17 protein-coding genes are annotated in these 18987 nt (G+C 67.0%); all 17 read left to right on the forward strand.

Annotated elements, in window-relative coordinates; translation table 11 throughout:
* The first annotated feature begins 144 nt into the window (after positions 1 to 144).
* Positions 145 to 3669, forward strand: coding sequence for a DNA-directed RNA polymerase subunit beta (rpoB, locus tag H9652_RS08765; RefSeq protein ID WP_191795916.1), 3525 nt, complete (start codon positions 145 to 147; stop codon positions 3667 to 3669).
* A 130-nt stretch (positions 3670 to 3799) separates the two neighbouring features.
* Positions 3800 to 7669: a DNA-directed RNA polymerase subunit beta' gene (locus H9652_RS08770; RefSeq protein ID WP_138825553.1), complete on the forward strand. Its 3870-nt coding sequence runs from the start codon at positions 3800 to 3802 to the stop codon at positions 7667 to 7669.
* Between the two features lie 390 nt (positions 7670 to 8059).
* Positions 8060 to 8434 carry a 30S ribosomal protein S12 gene (rpsL, locus tag H9652_RS08775; RefSeq protein WP_030151943.1) on the forward strand — a complete coding sequence of 125 codons (375 nt, stop codon included), beginning with the start codon at positions 8060 to 8062 and terminating at the stop codon, positions 8432 to 8434.
* Entirely contained in the window at positions 8434 to 8904 is a 471-nt protein-coding gene (gene rpsG, locus H9652_RS08780; RefSeq protein WP_030151942.1) for a 30S ribosomal protein S7, read from the forward strand. The genes rpsL and rpsG overlap by 1 nt, the downstream gene beginning before the upstream one ends.
* 106 nt (positions 8905 to 9010) lie before the next feature.
* The gene (gene fusA, locus H9652_RS08785; RefSeq protein WP_191795917.1) at positions 9011 to 11116 is read left to right on the forward strand and encodes an elongation factor G; all 2106 of its coding nucleotides are present in this window, start codon (positions 9011 to 9013) and stop codon (positions 11114 to 11116) included.
* A gap of 118 nt (positions 11117 to 11234) precedes the next feature.
* Positions 11235 to 12425 (forward strand): elongation factor Tu, encoded by a 1191-nt coding sequence (gene tuf / locus H9652_RS08790; RefSeq protein WP_138825549.1) that lies wholly within the window; start codon positions 11235 to 11237, stop codon positions 12423 to 12425.
* Positions 12426 to 13525: 1100 nt separating this feature from the next.
* Positions 13526 to 13834, forward strand: coding sequence for a 30S ribosomal protein S10 (gene rpsJ / locus H9652_RS08795; RefSeq protein ID WP_012867945.1), 309 nt, complete (start codon positions 13526 to 13528; stop codon positions 13832 to 13834).
* A 14-nt stretch (positions 13835 to 13848) separates the two neighbouring features.
* Complete coding sequence (gene rplC, locus H9652_RS08800) at positions 13849 to 14511, forward strand: 50S ribosomal protein L3 (RefSeq protein ID WP_030151939.1); 663 nt, start codon at positions 13849 to 13851, stop codon at positions 14509 to 14511.
* A gap of 5 nt (positions 14512 to 14516) precedes the next feature.
* Positions 14517 to 15218: a 50S ribosomal protein L4 gene (rplD, locus tag H9652_RS08805; protein ID WP_138825547.1), complete on the forward strand. Its 702-nt coding sequence runs from the start codon at positions 14517 to 14519 to the stop codon at positions 15216 to 15218.
* Positions 15215 to 15517, forward strand: coding sequence for a 50S ribosomal protein L23 (gene rplW / locus H9652_RS08810; RefSeq protein WP_030151937.1), 303 nt, complete (start codon positions 15215 to 15217; stop codon positions 15515 to 15517). Before rplD ends, rplW begins: the two co-directional genes overlap by 4 nt.
* Positions 15518 to 15550: 33 nt before the next feature.
* On the forward strand, positions 15551 to 16387 hold the full coding sequence (gene rplB, locus H9652_RS08815) for a 50S ribosomal protein L2 (RefSeq protein WP_030151936.1): 837 nt from the start codon (positions 15551 to 15553) through the stop codon (positions 16385 to 16387).
* Positions 16388 to 16401: 14 nt separating this feature from the next.
* Positions 16402 to 16683 (forward strand): 30S ribosomal protein S19, encoded by a 282-nt coding sequence (gene rpsS / locus H9652_RS08820; RefSeq protein ID WP_012867940.1) that lies wholly within the window; start codon positions 16402 to 16404, stop codon positions 16681 to 16683.
* A 70-nt stretch (positions 16684 to 16753) separates the two neighbouring features.
* Positions 16754 to 17125 (forward strand): 50S ribosomal protein L22, encoded by a 372-nt coding sequence (rplV, locus tag H9652_RS08825; protein WP_030151935.1) that lies wholly within the window; start codon positions 16754 to 16756, stop codon positions 17123 to 17125.
* Positions 17125 to 17967, forward strand: a complete 843-nt coding sequence (gene rpsC / locus H9652_RS08830) for a 30S ribosomal protein S3 (protein ID WP_030151934.1) — start codon at positions 17125 to 17127, stop codon at positions 17965 to 17967. Before rplV ends, rpsC begins: the two co-directional genes overlap by 1 nt.
* A 2-nt stretch (positions 17968 to 17969) precedes the next feature.
* Positions 17970 to 18389 (forward strand): 50S ribosomal protein L16, encoded by a 420-nt coding sequence (rplP, locus tag H9652_RS08835; RefSeq protein ID WP_030151933.1) that lies wholly within the window; start codon positions 17970 to 17972, stop codon positions 18387 to 18389.
* Entirely contained in the window at positions 18389 to 18628 is a 240-nt protein-coding gene (gene rpmC, locus H9652_RS08840; RefSeq protein WP_030151932.1) for a 50S ribosomal protein L29, read from the forward strand. Before rplP ends, rpmC begins: the two co-directional genes overlap by 1 nt.
* Before the next feature lie 7 nt (positions 18629 to 18635).
* Positions 18636 to 18938, forward strand: a complete 303-nt coding sequence (gene rpsQ, locus H9652_RS08845; protein WP_030151931.1) for a 30S ribosomal protein S17 — start codon at positions 18636 to 18638, stop codon at positions 18936 to 18938.
* Positions 18939 to 18987: the final 49 nt, after the last annotated feature.

Raw genomic sequence — 18987 nt, forward strand, 5'->3', positions numbered from 1 at the left:
GCTCGCGTGTGCCCTCGGCACCCTCTGAACTGCCCGGACCGTCTTCGGTGTGCGTCCATCGTGCACCACGGCAGCCTCAGGGGGAAGAGGTCCTCCAGCCACGCAGCGTACAGCGTGCAATCGATCTGCAGGGAAGGACCCCTCTTGGCTGCCTCGCGCACCCCTTCTGCTCCGTCCGCCGACGCTATCGCGAACCGCACCGCTTCCCGGCGCGTATCTTTCGCCAAGATCTACGAGCCTCTCGAGGTGCCCGACCTGCTCGGGCTCCAGACCGAGAGCTTCGACTGGCTGCTGGGCAACCCGGCGTGGCGCGCACGCGTCGACGCCGCGGCCGCCGCCGGTCGCCAGGACGTCCCCGCGACGTCGGGTCTCGAGGAGATCTTCGAGGAGATCTCCCCGATCGAGGACTTCGGCTCCTCCATGTCTCTCTCCTTCTCCAACCACCGCTTCGAGCCCCCGAAGTACTCGGCCGAGGAGTGCAAGGAGAAGGACTTCACCTTCGCCGCGCCGCTCTTCGTCACCGCGGAGTTCGTGAACTACAACACCGGTGAGATCAAGAGCCAGACGGTCTTCATGGGCGACTTCCCGCTCATGACCGCACGCGGCACCTTCATCATCAACGGCACCGAGCGCGTCGTCGTCTCGCAGCTCGTCCGTTCGCCCGGTGTGTACTTCGAGCGCCAGGCCGACAAGACCAGCGACAAGGACATCTACTCCGCGAAGATCATCCCGTCGCGCGGTGCGTGGCTGGAGTTCGAGATCGACAAGCGCGACGCCGTCGGCGTCCGCGTCGACCGCAAGCGCAAGCAGTCCGTCACGGTCCTGCTCAAGGCCCTCGGCCTGACCGAGTCGCAGATCCGCGAGGAGTTCGCTGACTTCCCGTCGGTGCTCGACACGCTCGAGAAGGACCATGTCCACACCGAGGAAGAGGCGCTCGTCGACCTCTACCGCAAGATCCGTCCGGGCGAGCCGCCCACGGTCGAGGCCGGTCGCTCGCTCCTCGAGAACTTCTACTTCAACCCCAAGCGCTACGACTTCGCGAAGGTCGGCCGCTACAAGGCGAACAAGAAGCTCGGCGTCGACGCGCCCCTGGGTGACTCCACGCTGTCCGTCACGGACATCGTCGCGACGATCAAGTACCTCGCGGCCCTGCACGCCGAGGTCACGACCCTCCCCGGCACGCGTGCCGGCGAGCCCGTCGAGATCCGCGTCGAGACCGACGACATCGACCACTTCGGCAACCGTCGTATCCGCGCCGTGGGCGAGCTCATCCAGAACCAGGTCCGTACCGGCCTGTCCCGCATGGAGCGCGTCGTGCGTGAGCGCATGACGACCCAGGACGTCGAGGCGATCACGCCGCAGACCCTGATCAACATCCGCCCCGTGGTGGCGTCGATCAAGGAGTTCTTCGGCACCTCGCAGCTCTCGCAGTTCATGGACCAGAACAACCCGCTCGCCGGCCTGACGCACAAGCGTCGTCTGTCCGCGCTGGGCCCGGGTGGTCTGTCCCGTGACCGTGCCGGCATGGAGGTCCGTGACGTCCACCCGTCGCACTACGGCCGCATGTGCCCCATCGAGACCCCTGAGGGCCCGAACATCGGTCTGATCGGCTCGCTCGCCTCCTACGGGCGCATCAACCCGTTCGGGTTCATCGAGACGCCGTACCGCAAGGTCGAGGCGGGCAAGGTCTCCGACGAGGTCGTCTACCTGACGGCCGACGACGAGGACCGCTACGTCATCGCCCAGGCGAACACCGAGCTCAACGCCGACGGCTCGTTCCGTGCCGAGCGCGTCCTGGTCCGCACCAAGGGTGGCGAGACGGCTGACGTCCTCGGCACCGAGGTCGACTACATGGACGTCTCGCCGCGCCAGATGGTGTCGGTCGCGACCGCCCTCATCCCGTTCCTCGAGCACGACGACGCGAACCGCGCACTCATGGGTGCCAACATGCAGCGTCAGGCCGTGCCCCTGGTCCGTTCCGAGGCCCCGCTCGTGGGTACCGGCATGGAGCGTCGTGCAGCCATCGACGCCGGTGACGTCATCGTCGCCACCAAGCCCGGTGTCGTCACCGAGGTCTCCGCGGACCTGATCGTCGTCGCGAACGACGACGCGACCACGACGAGCTACCGCGCGGCGAAGTTCCGCCGCTCGAACCAGGGCACGTCGTACAACCAGCGCGTCGTCGTCGACGAGGGCGCTCGCGTCGAGGTCGGCTCCGTGCTGGCCGACGGCCCCGCGACGGACGAGGGCGAGCTCTCGCTCGGCCGCAACCTGCTCGTCGCGTTCATGTCCTGGGAAGGCCACAACTACGAGGACGCGATCATCCTGTCGCAGCGCCTCGTGCAGGACGACGTCCTGTCCTCGATCCACATCGAGGAGCACGAGGTCGACGCCCGCGACACGAAGCTCGGCCCCGAGGAGATCACGCGGGACATCCCGAACGTCTCCGAGGACGTCCTGGCGGACCTCGACGAGCGCGGTGTCATCCGCATCGGTGCAGAGGTCGGCGCGGGCGACGTGCTCGTCGGCAAGGTCACGCCCAAGGGCGAGACCGAGCTGACCCCCGAGGAGCGCCTCCTGCGCGCCATCTTCGGTGAGAAGGCCCGCGAGGTCCGCGACACGTCGCTCAAGGTTCCCCACGGCGAGTCCGGCACCGTCATCGGCGTCCGCGAGTTCAACCGCGAGGACGGCGACGAGCTGCCCGCCGGCGTGAACCAGCTGGTCCGCGTGTACATCGCGCAGCGACGCAAGATCACGGACGGCGACAAGCTCGCCGGCCGTCACGGCAACAAGGGTGTCATCTCGAAGATCCTCCCCGTCGAGGACATGCCCTTCCTCGAGGACGGCACCCCGGTGGACGTCATCCTCAACCCGCTGGGTGTCCCCGGTCGTATGAACGTCGGCCAGGTCCTCGAGACCCACCTCGGGTGGGTCGCGAAGCAGGGCTGGGACATCTCGCAGACCGACGGCGCAGCCGGCGAGGGCGACCTGTCCTGGAAGGAGCACGTCCCTGCGGTCGCTGCTTCGTCCGAGCCGGGCCGCCCCGTGGCGACGCCGGTCTTCGACGGGCTCGAGGAGGAGGCCCTCACGGGTCTGCTCTCCACGACGCTCCCGAACCGTGACGGCAACCGCATGGTCGGCCGCGACGGCAAGGCACGTCTGTTCGACGGCCGCTCCGGCGAGCCGTTCCCGGAGCCGGTCTCCGTGGGCTACATGTACATCCTGAAGCTCCACCACCTGGTGGACGACAAGATCCACGCCCGCTCGACCGGCCCGTACTCGATGATCACGCAGCAGCCGCTGGGTGGTAAGGCACAGTTCGGTGGACAGCGTTTCGGCGAGATGGAGGTGTGGGCGCTCGAGGCATACGGCGCGGCGTACACCCTCCAGGAGCTGCTGACGATCAAGTCCGACGACGTCCCGGGCCGCGTGAAGGTCTACGAGGCGATCGTCAAGGGCGAGAACATCCCCGACTCGGGCATCCCGGAGTCCTTCAAGGTTCTCCTGAAGGAGATGCAGTCGCTGTGCCTGAACGTCGAGGTGCTCTCGAGCGACGGTGTCTCCATCGAGATGCGTGAGTCCGACGACGACGTGTACCGCGCTGCCGAGGAGCTCGGCATCGACCTGTCGCGTCGCCCCAACGCAGCATCCACGATCGACGAGATCTGATCTCGGAAGCGGGGGGGGGGGGCGGGCGTGAACGAACGCCCCCACCGCCACCCGACACTCTGTAGCACCTCCACCGCGCCGGCCGGGACGAACCCCGGACAGGCCGGCAGACGAAGGAAGTAGGACCACCTTGCTCGACGTCAATGTCTTCGACGAGCTGCGTATCGGACTGGCCACGGCAGACGACATCCGTGACTGGTCTCACGGCGAGGTCAAGAAGCCTGAGACCATCAACTACCGCACCCTCAAGCCCGAGAAGGACGGACTCTTCTGCGAGAAGATCTTCGGCCCCACCCGGGACTGGGAGTGCTACTGCGGCAAGTACAAGCGCGTGCGCTTCAAGGGCATCATCTGCGAGCGCTGCGGCGTCGAGGTGACGCGCTCGAAGGTGCGCCGTGAGCGTATGGGCCACATCGAGCTCGCCGCCCCCGTCACGCACATCTGGTTCTTCAAGGGTGTGCCCTCCCGCCTCGGTTACCTCCTCGACCTGGCGCCGAAGGACCTCGAGAAGGTCATCTACTTCGCCGCCTACATGATCACGTCGGTCGACGTCGAGGGCCGTCAGGAAGACCTCCCCAACCTCCAGAACGAGATCGACCTGGAGAAGAAGGAGATCACGGACCGTCGCGACAACGACATCAACACCCGTGCCCAGAAGCTCGAGGCCGACCTGGCCGCGCTCGAGGCCGAGGGCGCTCGCGCCGACGCCCGCCGCAAGGTCCGCGACTCGGCCGAGCGCGAGATGGCGTCGATCCGCAAGCGGTCCGACGCCGAGCTCGACCGCCTGGACCAGGTCTGGGACCGCTTCAAGAACCTCAAGGTCGCCGACCTCGAGGGCGACGAGATGCTCTACCGCGCCCTCCAGGACCGTTACGGCAACTACTTCGAGGGCTCGATGGGCGCCGCGGCGATCCAGAAGCGTCTCCAGGACTTCGACCTGGTCGCCGAGGCCGAGCTCCTGCGCGAGATCATCCGCAGCGGCAAGGGCCAGAAGAAGACCCGTGCGCTCAAGCGCCTCAAGGTCGTCAACGCGTTCCTGACCACCACCAACTCGCCCACGGGCATGGTGCTGGACGCCGTCCCGGTCATCCCGCCGGACCTGCGCCCCATGGTGCAGCTCGACGGTGGCCGCTTCGCGACCTCGGACCTGAACGACCTGTACCGCCGCGTGATCAACCGGAACAACCGCCTCAAGCGTCTGCTCGACCTGGGCGCTCCGGAGATCATCGTCAACAACGAGAAGCGCATGCTGCAGGAAGCTGTGGACTCGCTCTTCGACAACGGCCGTCGTGGTCGCCCGGTCACGGGCCCCGGCAACCGTCCGTTGAAGTCGATCTCCGACATGCTCAAGGGCAAGCAGGGTCGCTTCCGTCAGAACCTGCTCGGCAAGCGTGTCGACTACTCGGGCCGTTCGGTCATCGTGGTCGGCCCGCAGCTCAAGCTGCACCAGTGCGGTCTGCCCAAGCAGATGGCCCTCGAGCTCTTCAAGCCCTTCGTGATGAAGCGCCTCGTGGACCTGAACCACGCGCAGAACATCAAGAGCGCCAAGCGCATGGTCGAGCGTGCCCGTCCGGTCGTGTGGGACGTCCTCGAAGAGGTCATCACCGAGCACCCCGTGCTGCTCAACCGTGCACCCACGCTGCACCGTCTCGGCATCCAGGCCTTCGAGCCCCAGCTGGTCGAGGGCAAGGCCATCCACCTGCACCCGCTCGTGTGTGCCGCGTTCAACGCGGACTTCGACGGTGACCAGATGGCCGTGCACCTGCCGCTGTCGGCCGAGGCCCAGGCCGAGGCGCGCATCCTCATGCTCTCGAGCAACAACATCCTGAAGCCGTCGGACGGCCGTCCGGTGACCATGCCCTCGCAGGACATGATCATCGGTCTGTACCACCTGACGAACGACAAGAAGGACGCCGAGGGCGCGGGGCGCGCGTTCAGCTCGGTCGCCGAGGCCATCATGGCCTTCGACGCCGGCTCGCTGGACCTGAACGCCGAGGTCAGCATCCGCATGGACGGTCTGGTCTTCGCCGAGGGCGAGGCCCCCGAGGGCTTCGTCCCCGGAGAGCCTTTCGTCTTCGGGACGACCCTCGGCCGCGCGCTCTTCAACGAGACGCTGCCCGTCAGCTACGGCTACGTGAACGGCATCGTCGACAAGAAGAAGCTCTCGACGATCGTCAACGAGCTCGCCGAGACCTACCCCAAGGTCGAGGTCGCAGCCTCGCTCGACGCGCTCAAGGAGGCCGGCTTCCGCTGGGCCACCCGTTCGGGTGTCACCATCGCCATCTCCGACGTCGCGACCCCCGCGGCGAAGGCGGCGATCCTGGAGGAGCACGAGGCTCGTGCCCTGAAGGTGCAGCAGGAGTACGACCGCGGTCTGATCACCGACGACGAGCGTCGCCAGGAGCTCATCGAGATCTGGACGCAGGCCACCGACAAGGTCGCGACCGCGATGCGTGCGAGCTTCCCGGAGCGCAACACCGTCTACACGATGGTCGGCTCGGGAGCTCGTGGTAACTGGATGCAGGTCCGTCAGATCGCCGGTATGCGCGGCCTCGTGGCGAACCCGAAGGGTGAGATCATCCCTCGCCCGATCAAGTCCAACTACCGCGAGGGCCTCTCGGTCCTCGAGTACTTCATCGCGACGCACGGTGCCCGCAAGGGTCTCGCCGACACCGCTCTGCGCACCGCCGACTCGGGCTACCTGACCCGTCGTCTGGTCGACGTGTCGCAGGACGTCATCGTCCGCGAGGAGGACTGCGGCACCGAGCGTGGCCTGACGCTGCCCGTGGGCGAGAAGATCGGCGACCGTCTGGTCCGTCACGACAAGGTCGAGACGAGCATCTACTCGCGCACCCTCGCCTCCGACGTGGAGGACGCGGACGGCAACGTCATCGCCAAGGCGGGGGACGACGCCGGTGACCTGGTCATCGACGCCCTGCTCGCGGCCGGGATCGACACGGTCAAGGTCCGCTCGGTCCTGACCTGCGAGTCCCGCGTCGGCACGTGCGCGAAGTGCTACGGCCGCTCGCTGGCCACCGGCAAGCTCGTCGACATCGGCGAGGCCGTCGGCATCATCGCGGCCCAGTCGATCGGTGAGCCCGGCACGCAGCTGACGATGCGTACCTTCCACACCGGTGGTGTGGCCTCCGCGGACGACATCACGCAGGGTCTGCCCCGTGTGACCGAGCTCTTCGAGGCACGTACCCCGAAGGGTGAGGGCCCCATCGCGGAGTTCTCGGGTCGCATCACGATCGACGAGGCGGAGCGCACGCGCCGCATCGTCCTGACCCCCGACGACGGCTCCGAGGAGCTGGCCTACCCGGTGACGAAGCGTTCGCGCCTCCTCGTCAGCGACGGCGACCACGTCGAGGTCGGCACCCAGCTCGTCCAGGGCGCCGTGGACCCGAAGAAGGTCCTGCGCATCCTCGGCCCCCGCGCCACCCAGAAGCACCTGGTGGACGAGGTCCAGGAGGTCTACCGCTCCCAGGGCGTGGACATCCACGACAAGCACATCGAGGTCATCGTGCGGCAGATGCTGCGTCGCGTGACCGTGCTGGACTCGGGCGACTCGCAGCTCCTGCCGGGCGAGCTCGCCGAGCGTGGCCGCTTCGAGGACGCCAACCGTCGCGCGGTGTCGGAAGGTGGCCAGCCGGCTTCCGGCCGTCCCGAGCTGATGGGCATCACGAAGGCGTCGCTCGCGACGGACTCGTGGCTGTCGGCGGCCTCCTTCCAGGAGACGACGCGCGTCCTCACCGAGGCGGCGATGAGCGGTCGTCGTGACCCGCTCCTCGGCCTCAAGGAGAACGTCATCCTCGGTAAGCTCATCCCGGCCGGTACGGGTCTGCCCCGCTACCGCAACGTCGAGGTCGAGCCGACCGAGCAGGCCAAGACGGAGCTCTACCCGAGCTTCGGCTACGACGAGATCGACTTCCAGGGGCTCGGCATGGGCTCCGGCGAGGCGATCCCGCTCGAGGACCTGGACTTCGGCGACTACCGCTGATCCCGGTGCCATGACCCGGCGACCCTGCGTCGTCGGGTCACGGCGGACCGAGTAGCACAGGGGGTGGTTCCGGCGCGCAGGACGCGCCGGGATCACCCCCTCGCTCTTTGACTACCTGCCACGTGGCAGGTAACGTAGTAAACCGTGCCCGCGCCGTCGTGCACGCTGTGTCGATTCCAGCGTGCCGATGTGAGTGCGCGAGCATTCCGGAGCTGATCTCTTCGGCCGATCCTCGGATCGGTCGCGAGCCCAGCCCGGACCATCGAGCCGGTGGTACGTGGCGATTGCGACGCTCTGCGTCGCAGGTGCCGTTTGCCGTCGGCGCCCACAGCCCGTTGAGACCACCGCCGGGGATCACCCCGGTCCAGCTCGAGAAGACACGGAGACGTAGTGCCTACGATCCAGCAGCTCGTCCGCAAGGGGCGGACCTCGAAGGCAGGGAAGTCCAAGACTCCCGCCCTCAAGGGTTCCCCGCAGCGGCGTGGTGTGTGCACGCGTGTGTACACCACCACCCCCAAGAAGCCGAACTCCGCACTGCGCAAGGTCGCACGCGTGAAGCTCTCGTCCCAGATCGAGGTCACCGCGTACATCCCCGGTGTCGGCCACAACCTCCAGGAGCACTCCATCGTGCTCGTCCGCGGCGGTCGTGTGAAGGACCTCCCCGGTGTCCGCTACAAGATCGTCCGTGGCGCACTCGACACCCAGGGCGTCAAGAACCGCAAGCAGGCTCGCAGCCGCTACGGTGCCAAGAAGGAGAAGAGCTAATGCCTCGTAAGGGCCCCGCCCCGAAGCGGCCGCTCATCGTCGACCCTGTCTACGGTTCCCCGGTCGTCACCCAGCTCATCAACAAGGTCCTCCTGGACGGCAAGAAGTCGACCGCCGAGGCGATCGTCTACGGTGCCCTCGAGGGTGTCCGCGCGAAGACCGACGGCGACCCCGTCGTCGTCCTCAAGCGTGCTCTCGAGAACGTGCGCCCGGCCCTCGAGGTCCGTTCGCGCCGTGTCGGTGGCGCGACCTACCAGGTCCCCGTCGAGGTGCGCCCCACGCGTTCCACGACGCTGGCGCTGCGCTGGCTCACGGACTACTCGCGCGCTCGTCGCGAGAAGACCATGACCGAGCGCCTCATGAACGAGATCCTCGACGCCAGCAACGGCCTCGGTGCCGCGGTCAAGCGTCGTGAGGACATGCACAAGATGGCCGAGTCCAACAAGGCCTTCGCGCACTACCGCTGGTAGTCCGCCCGACCGGCCCTGGGGGTTCACCCCCGGGGCCGTCGGCGGGTCCGGCCGGCTTCGGTAGAAGCAGCGCCCCCGACTCAACCCACACAAAGGGGAAGTACCCGTGGCACTTGACGTGCTGACCGACCTGAACAAGGTCCGCAACATCGGCATCATGGCCCACATCGATGCCGGTAAGACCACGACCACCGAGCGCATCCTGTTCTACACCGGGGTGAACTACAAGATCGGTGAGACGCACGACGGCGCATCGACGACCGACTGGATGGAGCAGGAGAAGGAGCGCGGCATCACGATCACGTCTGCCGCCGTGACCTGCTTCTGGAACAAGAACCAGATCAACATCATCGACACCCCCGGCCACGTGGACTTCACGGTCGAGGTCGAGCGCTCCCTGCGTGTGCTCGACGGCGCTGTTGCTGTCTTCGACGGCAAGGAGGGCGTCGAGCCCCAGTCCGAGACCGTCTGGCGCCAGGCCGACAAGTACAACGTCCCGCGCATCTGCTTCGTCAACAAGATGGACAAGCTCGGCGCGGACTTCTACTTCACGGTCGACACCATCGTGAACCGCCTCAAGGCCAAGCCGCTGGTCATCCAGCTGCCGATCGGCTCCGAGAGCGAGTTCACGGGCGTCGTCGACCTGCTCGAGATGCGCGCACTCGTGTGGCGCGGCGAGACGAAGATGGGCGAGGCCTACGAGATCGAGGAGATCCCCGCGGACCTCCTCGAGAAGGCGCAGACCTACCGTGCCGAGCTCGTCGAGAACGTCGCCGAGGCCGACGAGGAGCTCCTCGAGAAGTACCTCAACGGCGAAGAGCTGACGGTCGCGGAGATCAAGTCCGCGATCCGCAAGCTCACCGTCTCGGGCGAGGCCTTCCCGGTGCTCTGCGGCTCCGCGTTCAAGAACAAGGGCGTCCAGCCCATGCTCGACGCGGTCATCGACTTCCTGCCGTCGCCCCTCGACGTCCCGGCCATCAACGGCCACGACGTCAAGGACGAGGAGAAGGTCGTCGAGCGCCACCCCGACGCCACGGAGCCGTTCTCGGCCCTCGCGTTCAAGGTCGCCTCGCACCCGTTCTTCGGCAAGCTGACGTACGTCCGCGTCTACTCCGGCCAGGTCACGCCGGGCACCCAGGTGCTCAACGCGACCAAGGGCAAGAAGGAGCGTCTGGGCAAGATCTTCCAGATGCACTCCAACAAGGAGAACGCGGTCGAGCTCGGCAGCGCCGGCCACATCTACGCGTTCATCGGCCTCAAGGACACGACGACCGGTGACACCCTGTGTGACATCGCGAACCCCGTCGTCCTCGAGTCGATGACCTTCCCGGAGCCCGTCATCGACGTGGCCATCGAGCCCAAGACGAAGGCCGACCAGGAGAAGCTCTCGGTCGCCATCCAGAAGCTCGCCGAGGAGGACCCGACCTTCCGCGTCAAGCTCGACGAGGAGACCGGCCAGACCGTCATCGGCGGCATGGGCGAGCTCCACCTCGACATCCTCGTCGACCGCATGCGTCGCGAGTTCAACGTCGAGGCCAACGTCGGCAAGCCGCAGGTCGCGTACCGCGAGACCATCCGCCGTACCGCGGAGAAGATCGACTACACGCACAAGAAGCAGACCGGTGGTTCGGGTCAGTTCGCCAAGGTGCAGGTCACCTTCGAGCCTCTCGACCTGACCGAGGGCGGCGAGCTCTACGAGTTCAAGAACGCCGTCACCGGTGGTCGCATCCCGCGTGAGTACATCCCGTCGGTCGACGCCGGTATCCAGGCCGCCCTCCAGCTGGGTGTCCTCGCCGGCTTCCCGCTCGTGGGCGTGAAGGCTACGCTCATCGACGGCGCGTACCATGATGTCGACTCTTCGGAGATGGCGTTCAAGATTGCCGGCTCGATGGTCCTCAAGGAGGGCGTCAAGCGGGCGGACCCGGTTCTGCTGGAGCCGGTCATGGCGGTCGAGGTGCGTACGCCCGAGGAGTACATGGGCGACGTGATCGGCGACCTCAACTCTCGTCGCGGCATGATCCAGTCCATGGAGGACGCGACGGGTGTCAAGGTCGTCCGTGCTCAAGTACCGTTGTCCGAGATGTTCGGGTACATCGGTGACCTGCGGTCGAAGACCCAGGGTCGCGCTGTGTACTCGATGTCATTCGACAGCTACGCCGAGGTCCCTCGGAACGTTGCCGAAGAGATCATCAAGAAGACCCGGGGCGAGTGAGTCCCCACAGGTCGAAGACCCTGTAACAACCATCAACCTGTAGCGACCCGCACGCCCCGCAGATGTCTTGCGCATCTGCATCGTTCGGCACAACTACCCAAGTCCCAGGAGGACCCCAGTGGCGAAGGCCAAGTTCGAGCGGACCAAGCCGCACGTCAACGTCGGAACCATCGGTCACGTCGACCACGGTAAGACCACGCTGACGGCAGCGATCTCCAAGGTGCTGCACGACAAGTACCCGGACGTGAACCCCGAGTTCAAGTTCGACGAGATCGACAAGGCTCCGGAAGAGAAGCAGCGCGGTATCACGATCAACATCGCGCACATCGAGTACGAGACGGAGAAGCGTCACTACGCTCACGTCGACGCTCCCGGTCACGCCGACTACATCAAGAACATGATCACCGGTGCTGCTCAGATGGACGGCGCGATCCTCGTGGTCGCCGCCACCGACGGCCCGATGGCTCAGACGCGTGAGCACGTTCTGCTCGCCCGCCAGGTGGGTGTCCCCTACCTGCTGGTCGCGCTGAACAAGTCCGACATGGTCGAGGACGAGGAAATCCTCGAGCTCGTCGAGATGGAGGTGCGCGAGCTCCTCTCCTCGCAGGGCTTCGACGGTGACGAGGCCCCCGTGGTCCGCGTCTCCGGTCTGAAGGCTCTCGAGGGCGACCCCGAGTGGGTCAAGTCCGTCGAGGCGCTCATGGAGGCCGTGGACGAGAACGTCCCCGAGCCCGTCCGTGAGCTCGACAAGCCCTTCCTCATGCCCGTCGAGGACGTCTTCACGATCACCGGTCGTGGAACCGTCGTCACCGGCAAGGTCGAGCGCGGCACCCTCGCGGTCAACTCCGAGGTCGAGATCGTCGGCATCCGCAACCCGCAGAAGACCACGGTCACGGGTATCGAGACGTTCCACAAGCAGATGGACGAGGCTCAGGCCGGCGACAACACCGGTCTGCTGCTCCGCGGCATCAAGCGCGAGGACGTCGAGCGCGGCCAGGTCGTCGTCAAGCCGGGTTCGATCACCCCGCACACCGACTTCGAGGCTCAGGTCTACATCCTGGGCAAGGACGAGGGTGGGCGTCACAACCCGTTCTTCTCGAACTACCGCCCGCAGTTCTACTTCCGCACCACGGACGTCACCGGCGTCATCACGCTGCCCGAGGGCACCGAGATGGTCATGCCCGGCGACAACACCGAGATGACGGTCGAGCTGATCCAGCCGATCGCCATGGAGGAGGGCCTCGGCTTCGCCATCCGTGAGGGCGGCCGTACGGTCGGATCGGGCCGTGTCACGAAGATCATCAAGTGATCTTCTGATCTCCTGATCCATCCCGGCAGCACCTGAGCCTCGCGCTCGGGGGCCCGGGGAGGATGGACCGAAGGGCCCGGGTATCGCAAGGTACCCGGGCCCTTCGGCGTACCCGGGGGAGCAGGACGCGGTCGGGGCGGGGGCTCCCGCGGGGTCGCCCCGCACGGGAGGCGCGGCAGCGAGGGCGCGGGGCCGCTCGTCGCCCCGGGGAGTGCCCTCGTGGTGCACGGACGCCGCGCGTCTCGTGGCCTGCCCTGCCCTGCCGGGCAGCGGCACGGAGGGCTGCGGGGGAGTGGCGCCCGTTCCGGGGCGGATGCGTGCCCGACGGCGCCGCTCGCCGAGGTCTTCGGGTGCGCCCGCGGCGGTCGCAGGGTCGAGCGGCGCACGGGGCTCGCTCGGTGCTCGCCAGATCGGGCGCCTTCCGGGCGGAGGAGCGAGCGGAGCGAAGTCCGGTCGAGCCGAGAATCTGTGATCGGCGAAGTGCTTCAGCGTGGTGATGCCCGGAAAGCGCCCGAGCGGGCATCCGTGCTGGTGAGGGGTGTGCGGACCGCCGTGCCGGAGTGAGCCGGCAGGTCTTGCCGCGTCCCGTCGGCCGGTGGTTCTGGTCACAGAGTTCGGCGAGAGCGCCACGTGCGGTTACCCTGGATGAACGACGTGCCCCGCTCGACGCGTGAGCACGTCGGTCGCCGCGTGACGGTCGGCCCGAGCGGCTGGTGCCTCACGCACGACGATTGGTCTTCCACGGATTCCTGTGGCAGACTGTTCAGGTTGCCTGTTACGGGTGCGCTCTTTCATGTGTCGAACAGTGTGTTGAACCGCTAAGCATGCGGACCTCGGTGTTCCGAGGTTGCCGCGGGTTGAACTCTCTGTCGACACAGATCGAGGACCCCGCGGAGCTCAGGTTCTGCACAGGCTCGACAACGTTGTGAACGGCGGTGACGCCGTCGGGCGCCAGCAGTTGGCCCGATGTGTCAGCGGTTCACATATCCAACGGCCCTGCACCGTTCTCGGTGCGTGCGCTCGGTAGGTCGCGATAGGCGACACGCCCGAGCGCGGGGGTCGGACAGCTAGCGGTTCGAGAGAGAGAGTCAGACGACGCCATGGCGGGACAGAAGATCCGCATCCGGCTCAAGTCCTACGACCACGAGGTGATTGACAGCTCGGCGCGCAAGATCGTCGACACTGTCACCCGCGCTGGTGCAACGGTCGTGGGCCCGGTGCCGCTGCCGACGGAGAAGAACGTCTTCTGCGTCATCCGGTCGCCTCACAAGTACAAGGACAGCCGCGAGCACTTCGAGATGCGCACGCACAAGCGGCTTATCGACATCATCGATCCCACGCCGAAGGCCGTCGACTCGCTCATGCGTCTCGACCTGCCTGCGGACGTGAACATCGAGATCAAGCTCTGAGGCGGGAGGACAACATGACTACGCCCCAGCAGAACGAGCGGCCCGTCACGGCCGTGCTCGGCACGAAGCTCGGCATGACCCAGCTCTGGGACGAGGCAGGCCGCCTGGTCCCCGTCACGGTCGTCGCCGTGGGCACGAACGTCGTGACCCAGGTCCGCACCGCGGAGACCGACGGTTACGCCGCGGTCCAGCTGGCCGCAGGCCAGATCGACCCGCGCAAGGTCACGAAGCCCCTCAAGGGCCACTTCGAGAAGGCCGGCGTCACGCCGCGCCGTCACGTGACCGAGATCCGCACCACCGATGCCGGTGAGTACACCCTCGGCCAGGAGATCACCGCGGAGGCCTTCGAGGCCGGCGCGAAGGTCGACGTCGTGGGCACCACCAAGGGCAAGGGCACCGCCGGTGTCATGAAGCGTCACGGCTTCCACGGCGTGGGTGCCTCCCACGGTGCGCACCGCAACCACCGCAAGCCTGGTTCGATCGGTGGGGCCTCGACCCCGTCGCGAGTCTTCAAGGGCGTGCGCATGGCTGGTCGGATGGGCTTCGACCGTCAGACCACGCAGAACCTGACCGTCCACGCGGTCGACGCAGAGAAGGGTCTGCTGCTCGTCAAGGGCGCAGTGCCCGGCCCCAAGGGCGGCGTCGTCCTCGTGCGTAGCGCCGTGAAGGGAGCATGACACTCATGGCAGCTCTCACTGTCGACGTCCTCGACGCCACGGGCAAGAAGGCCGGCACCACCGACCTTCCCGCCGAGGTGTTCGACGTCCAGACGAACGTCCCGCTGATCCACCAGGTTGTCGTCGCGCAGCTCGCTGCAGCCCGTCAGGGCACGCACGACACCAAGAGCCGCGGCGAGGTCCGCGGTGGTGGACGCAAGCCGTACAAGCAGAAGGGCACCGGCCGCGCCCGTCAGGGTTCGACCCGTGCACCTCAGTTCGCCGGTGGTGGGGTCGTTCACGGCCCGACGCCGCGCGACTACAGCCAGCGCACCCCCAAGAAGATGAAGGCTGCTGCACTGCGCGGCGCCCTCTCCGACCGGGCTCGTGCCGGCCGTGTCCACGTCGTGACCGGCTTCGGGATCGACGGCCAGCCGTCGACCAAGGCCGCGATCAACTCGCTCGCCAACCTCTCTCCCCGCAAGCACGTGCTCGTGGTGCTGGAGCGCGGCGACGAGCTGACGAGCAAGTCCCTCCGCAACGCGGAGCAGGTGCACCTCCTGGTCGCTGACCAGCTGAACACCTACGACGTGCTCGTCTCCGACGACGTGGTCTTCACCGAGGGCGCACTTGCTGCGTTCCTCGCCGGACCCGCCACGGGCTCTTCGGTCAAGGCCGTCGCGTCCGAGTCGGAAGCAGCTGACGAGGCCGAGGAGGCCGCGAAGTGACCGCCGTGACGAAGGACCCCCGCGACATCCTGCTCGCGCCGGTGGTCTCCGAGAAGAGCTACGGGCTCCTCGACGAGGGTAAGTACACCTTCCTCGTGGACCCGCGGGCCAACAAGACCGAGATCAAGATCGCCGTCGAGCAGATCTTCTCGGTCAAGGTTGCCTCCGTGAACACGATCAACCGCAAGGGCAAGACCCGGCGGACGCGTTTCGGGCTGGGCAAGCGCAAGGACACCAAGCGTGCGATCGTCACCCTCCGCGAGGGCACGATCGACATCTTCGGCGGGCCGGTCGGCTGAGGCCGGACGAGAGCAGATTGAGGACAGATCCCCATGGGAATCCGTAAGTACAAGCCGACGACGCCCGGCCGCCGCGGCTCGAGCGTTGCCGACTTCGTCGAGATCACGCGCTCGCAGCCGGAGAAGTCGCTGGTCCGTCCGCTCACCAAGAGCGGTGGCCGCAACAGCACCGGTCGCATCACCACCCGTCACAAGGGTGGTGGCCACAAGCGCGCATACCGAGTCATCGACTTCCGTCGTCACGACAAGGACGGCGTGCCCGCGAAGGTCGCTCACATCGAGTACGACCCCAACCGCACGGCACGCATCGCGCTCCTGCACTACGCGGACGGCGAGAAGCGCTACATCATCGCGCCGAACAAGCTGAAGCAGGGCGACGTCATCGAGAACGGCGCAGGCGCCGACATCAAGCCCGGCAACAACCTGCCGCTGCGCAACATCCCGACCGGTACGGTCATCCACGCCATCGAGCTCAAGCCCGGTGGCGGCGCGAAGATCGCCCGTTCGGCTGGTGCGTCGGTGCAGCTCGTCGCCAAGGACGGTCCCTACGCCCAGCTGCGTATGCCGTCCGGTGAGATCCGCAACGTCGACCTGCGCTGCCGCGCCACGGTCGGCGAGGTGGGCAACGCCGAGCAGTCGAACATCAACTGGGGCAAGGCTGGCCGTATGCGTTGGAAGGGCAAGCGCCCCTCCGTCCGTGGTGTCGCCATGAACCCGATCGACCACCCGCACGGTGGTGGTGAAGGCAAGACCTCCGGTGGACGCCACCCGGTGAGCCCCTGGGGCCAGCCTGAAGGCCGTACCCGCCGTCCCAACAAGCCGAGCGACAAGCTGATCGTGCGTCGTCGCCGTACCGGCAAGAAGCGCTGATAGGAGCCTGACAGATGCCACGCAGCCTGAAGAAGGGCCCCTTCGTCGACGGACACCTTCAGAAGAAGGTGGACGTCCAGAACGAGAAGGGGACCAAGAACGTCATCAAGACCTGGTCCCGTCGGTCGGTCATCACGCCCGACTTCCTCGGTCACACTTTTGCCGTGCACGACGGGCGCAAGCACACTCCGGTGTTCGTCACCGAGTCGATGGTTGGCCACAAGCTCGGCGAGTTCGCACCCACCCGGACCTTCCGCGGCCACGTGAAGGACGACAAGAAGGGCCGTCGTCGCTGATCTGCGTGCAGACGCAGATCACGAGACGACGACTCCGAACGTCATGACGAGACAAGAAGGCAGGACAGCAATGGAAGCCAAGGCGCAGGCGCGGTTCGTCCGTGTCACGCCCCAGAAGGCCCGGCGCGTCGTGGACCTCATCCGTGGCAAGCAGGCCACCGAGGCCGTCGCGGTGCTGAAGTTCGCACCGCAGGCCGCGAGTGAGCCGATCCGCAAGGTCGTGGAGAGCGCGATCGCGAACGCACGGGTGAAGGCCGACCGCGCGAGCGTGGCATTCGACGAGCAGGAGCTCGTCGTTGCCCAGGCGTTCGTGGACGAGGGCCCGACCCTCAAGCGGTTCCGGCCTCGCGCTCAGGGGCGCGCGAGCCAGATCCTCAAGCGGACGAGCCACATCACCGTGGTTCTCGTTCCGCGCGAAGACACGAAGGGAAGGGCCCGATAGTGGGACAGAAGGTTCACCCGCACGGGTACCGCCTCGGCATCACCACCGACCACCGGTCGCGTTGGTTCGCCGACAGCACCAAGCCCGGACAGCGGTACCGCGACTACGTCCGTGAGGACGTGCAGATCCGCAAGCTCATGGCCACCGGCCTCGAGCGTGCCGGCATCTCCAAGGTCGAGATCGAGCGCACCCGTGACCGTGTGCGTGTGGACATCCACACGGCACGCCCGGGCATCGTCATCGGCCGCCGTGGCGCAGAGGCAGACCGCATCCGCGGCGAGCTCGAGAAGCTCACGGGCAAGCAGGTCCAGCTCAACATCCTCGAGGTCAAGAACGCTGAGATCGATGCTCAGCTCGTGGCCCAGGGGATCGCCGAGCAGCTCGCGAGCCGCGTGTCCTTCCGCCGTGCGATGCGCAAGGGCATGCAGTCCGCGCAGCGCGCCGGCGCCAAGGGCATCCGTGTCCAGTGCTCGGGCCGTCTCGGCGGCGCCGAGATGAGCCGCTCCGAGTTCTACCGCGAAGGCCGTGTGCCGCTGCACACGCTCCGCGCGAACATCGACTACGGCTTCTTCGAGGCCCGCACCACGTTCGGCCGTATCGGCGTCAAGGTGTGGATCTACAAGGGCGACATGACCGAGAAGGAGTTCGCTGCGCAGCAGGCGACCGCCGCTCCCCGCCAGGGCCGTGGTGGCCCCCGCGGTGGCGACCGTCCTGACCGTGGTGGAGACCGTCGTGGCGCCGGCCGTCGCAACGAGCGTCCGGCACAGTCCGAGGCACCTGCAGCTGCAGGGGCGGAGGCACCTGTCGCCGAGAAGGCTCCTGAGTCCGGAACGGAGGCCTGAGCATGCTGATCCCGCGCAGGCTGAAGCACCGTAAGCAGCACCACCCCTCGCGCTCCGGCGCCTCGAAGGGTGGCAACCAGATCGCGTTCGGCGAGTTCGGCATCCAGGCTCTCGAGCCTGCGTACGTCACGAACCGCCAGATCGAGGCTGCTCGTATCGCGATGACCCGTCACATCAAGCGAGGCGGAAAGGTCTGGATCAACATCTACCCGGACCGCCCGCTGACCAAGAAGCCGGCGGAGACCCGCATGGGTTCTGGTAAGGGTTCGCCCGAGTGGTGGATCGCCAACGTCAAGCCCGGCCGCATCGTCTTCGAGCTGGCCGGTGTCCCGGAGCCCCTGGCTCGCGAGGCCATGCGCCGCGCGATCCACAAGCTCCCGATGAAGTGCCGTTTCGTGGTGCGCGAGGGTGGTGGCAACTGATGGCTATCGGAACCAAGGAACTGGCTTCGAGCGAGCTTGACACGTTCGACGACGAGAAGCTCGTCGCCGAGCTGAAGAAGGCCAAGGAGGAGCTTTTCAACCTCCGCTTCCAGTCGGCCACCGGCCAGCTGGAGAGCCACGGTCGCCTGAAGGCCGTGCGCCGCGACATCGCGCGGATCTACACGATCCTGCGCGAGCGCGAGCTCGGTATCCGTACCGCACCGAGCGTGAGTGAGTGAGGCTGGAATGAGCGAGAACGCAACGAACGCCGCACCGGTGACCGAGACGGCCGCTGAGCAGCGCGCCAACCGCAAGACGCGGCGCGGCTACGTGGTGAGCGACAAGATGGACAAGACCGTCGTGATCGAGGTCGAGGACCGGGTCAAGCACCCGCTCTACGGCAAGGTCATCCGACGCACGAGCAAGGTCAAGGTCCACGACGAGCAGAACGCTGCTGGTGTCGGTGACCTCGTCCTTATCATGGAGACCCGCCCGCTGTCCGCGACCAAGCGGTGGCGCCTGGTGGAGATCCTCGAGAAGGCCAAGTAGGCCCTGCGGCCTACCAGGTCGGGGGGGGGGGGGGGGGGGGGGGGGGGGG

Origin of the sequence: Oerskovia rustica, from assembly GCF_014836555.1 — a bacterium.
GTDB classification, from domain to species: domain Bacteria; phylum Actinomycetota; class Actinomycetes; order Actinomycetales; family Cellulomonadaceae; genus Oerskovia; species Oerskovia rustica.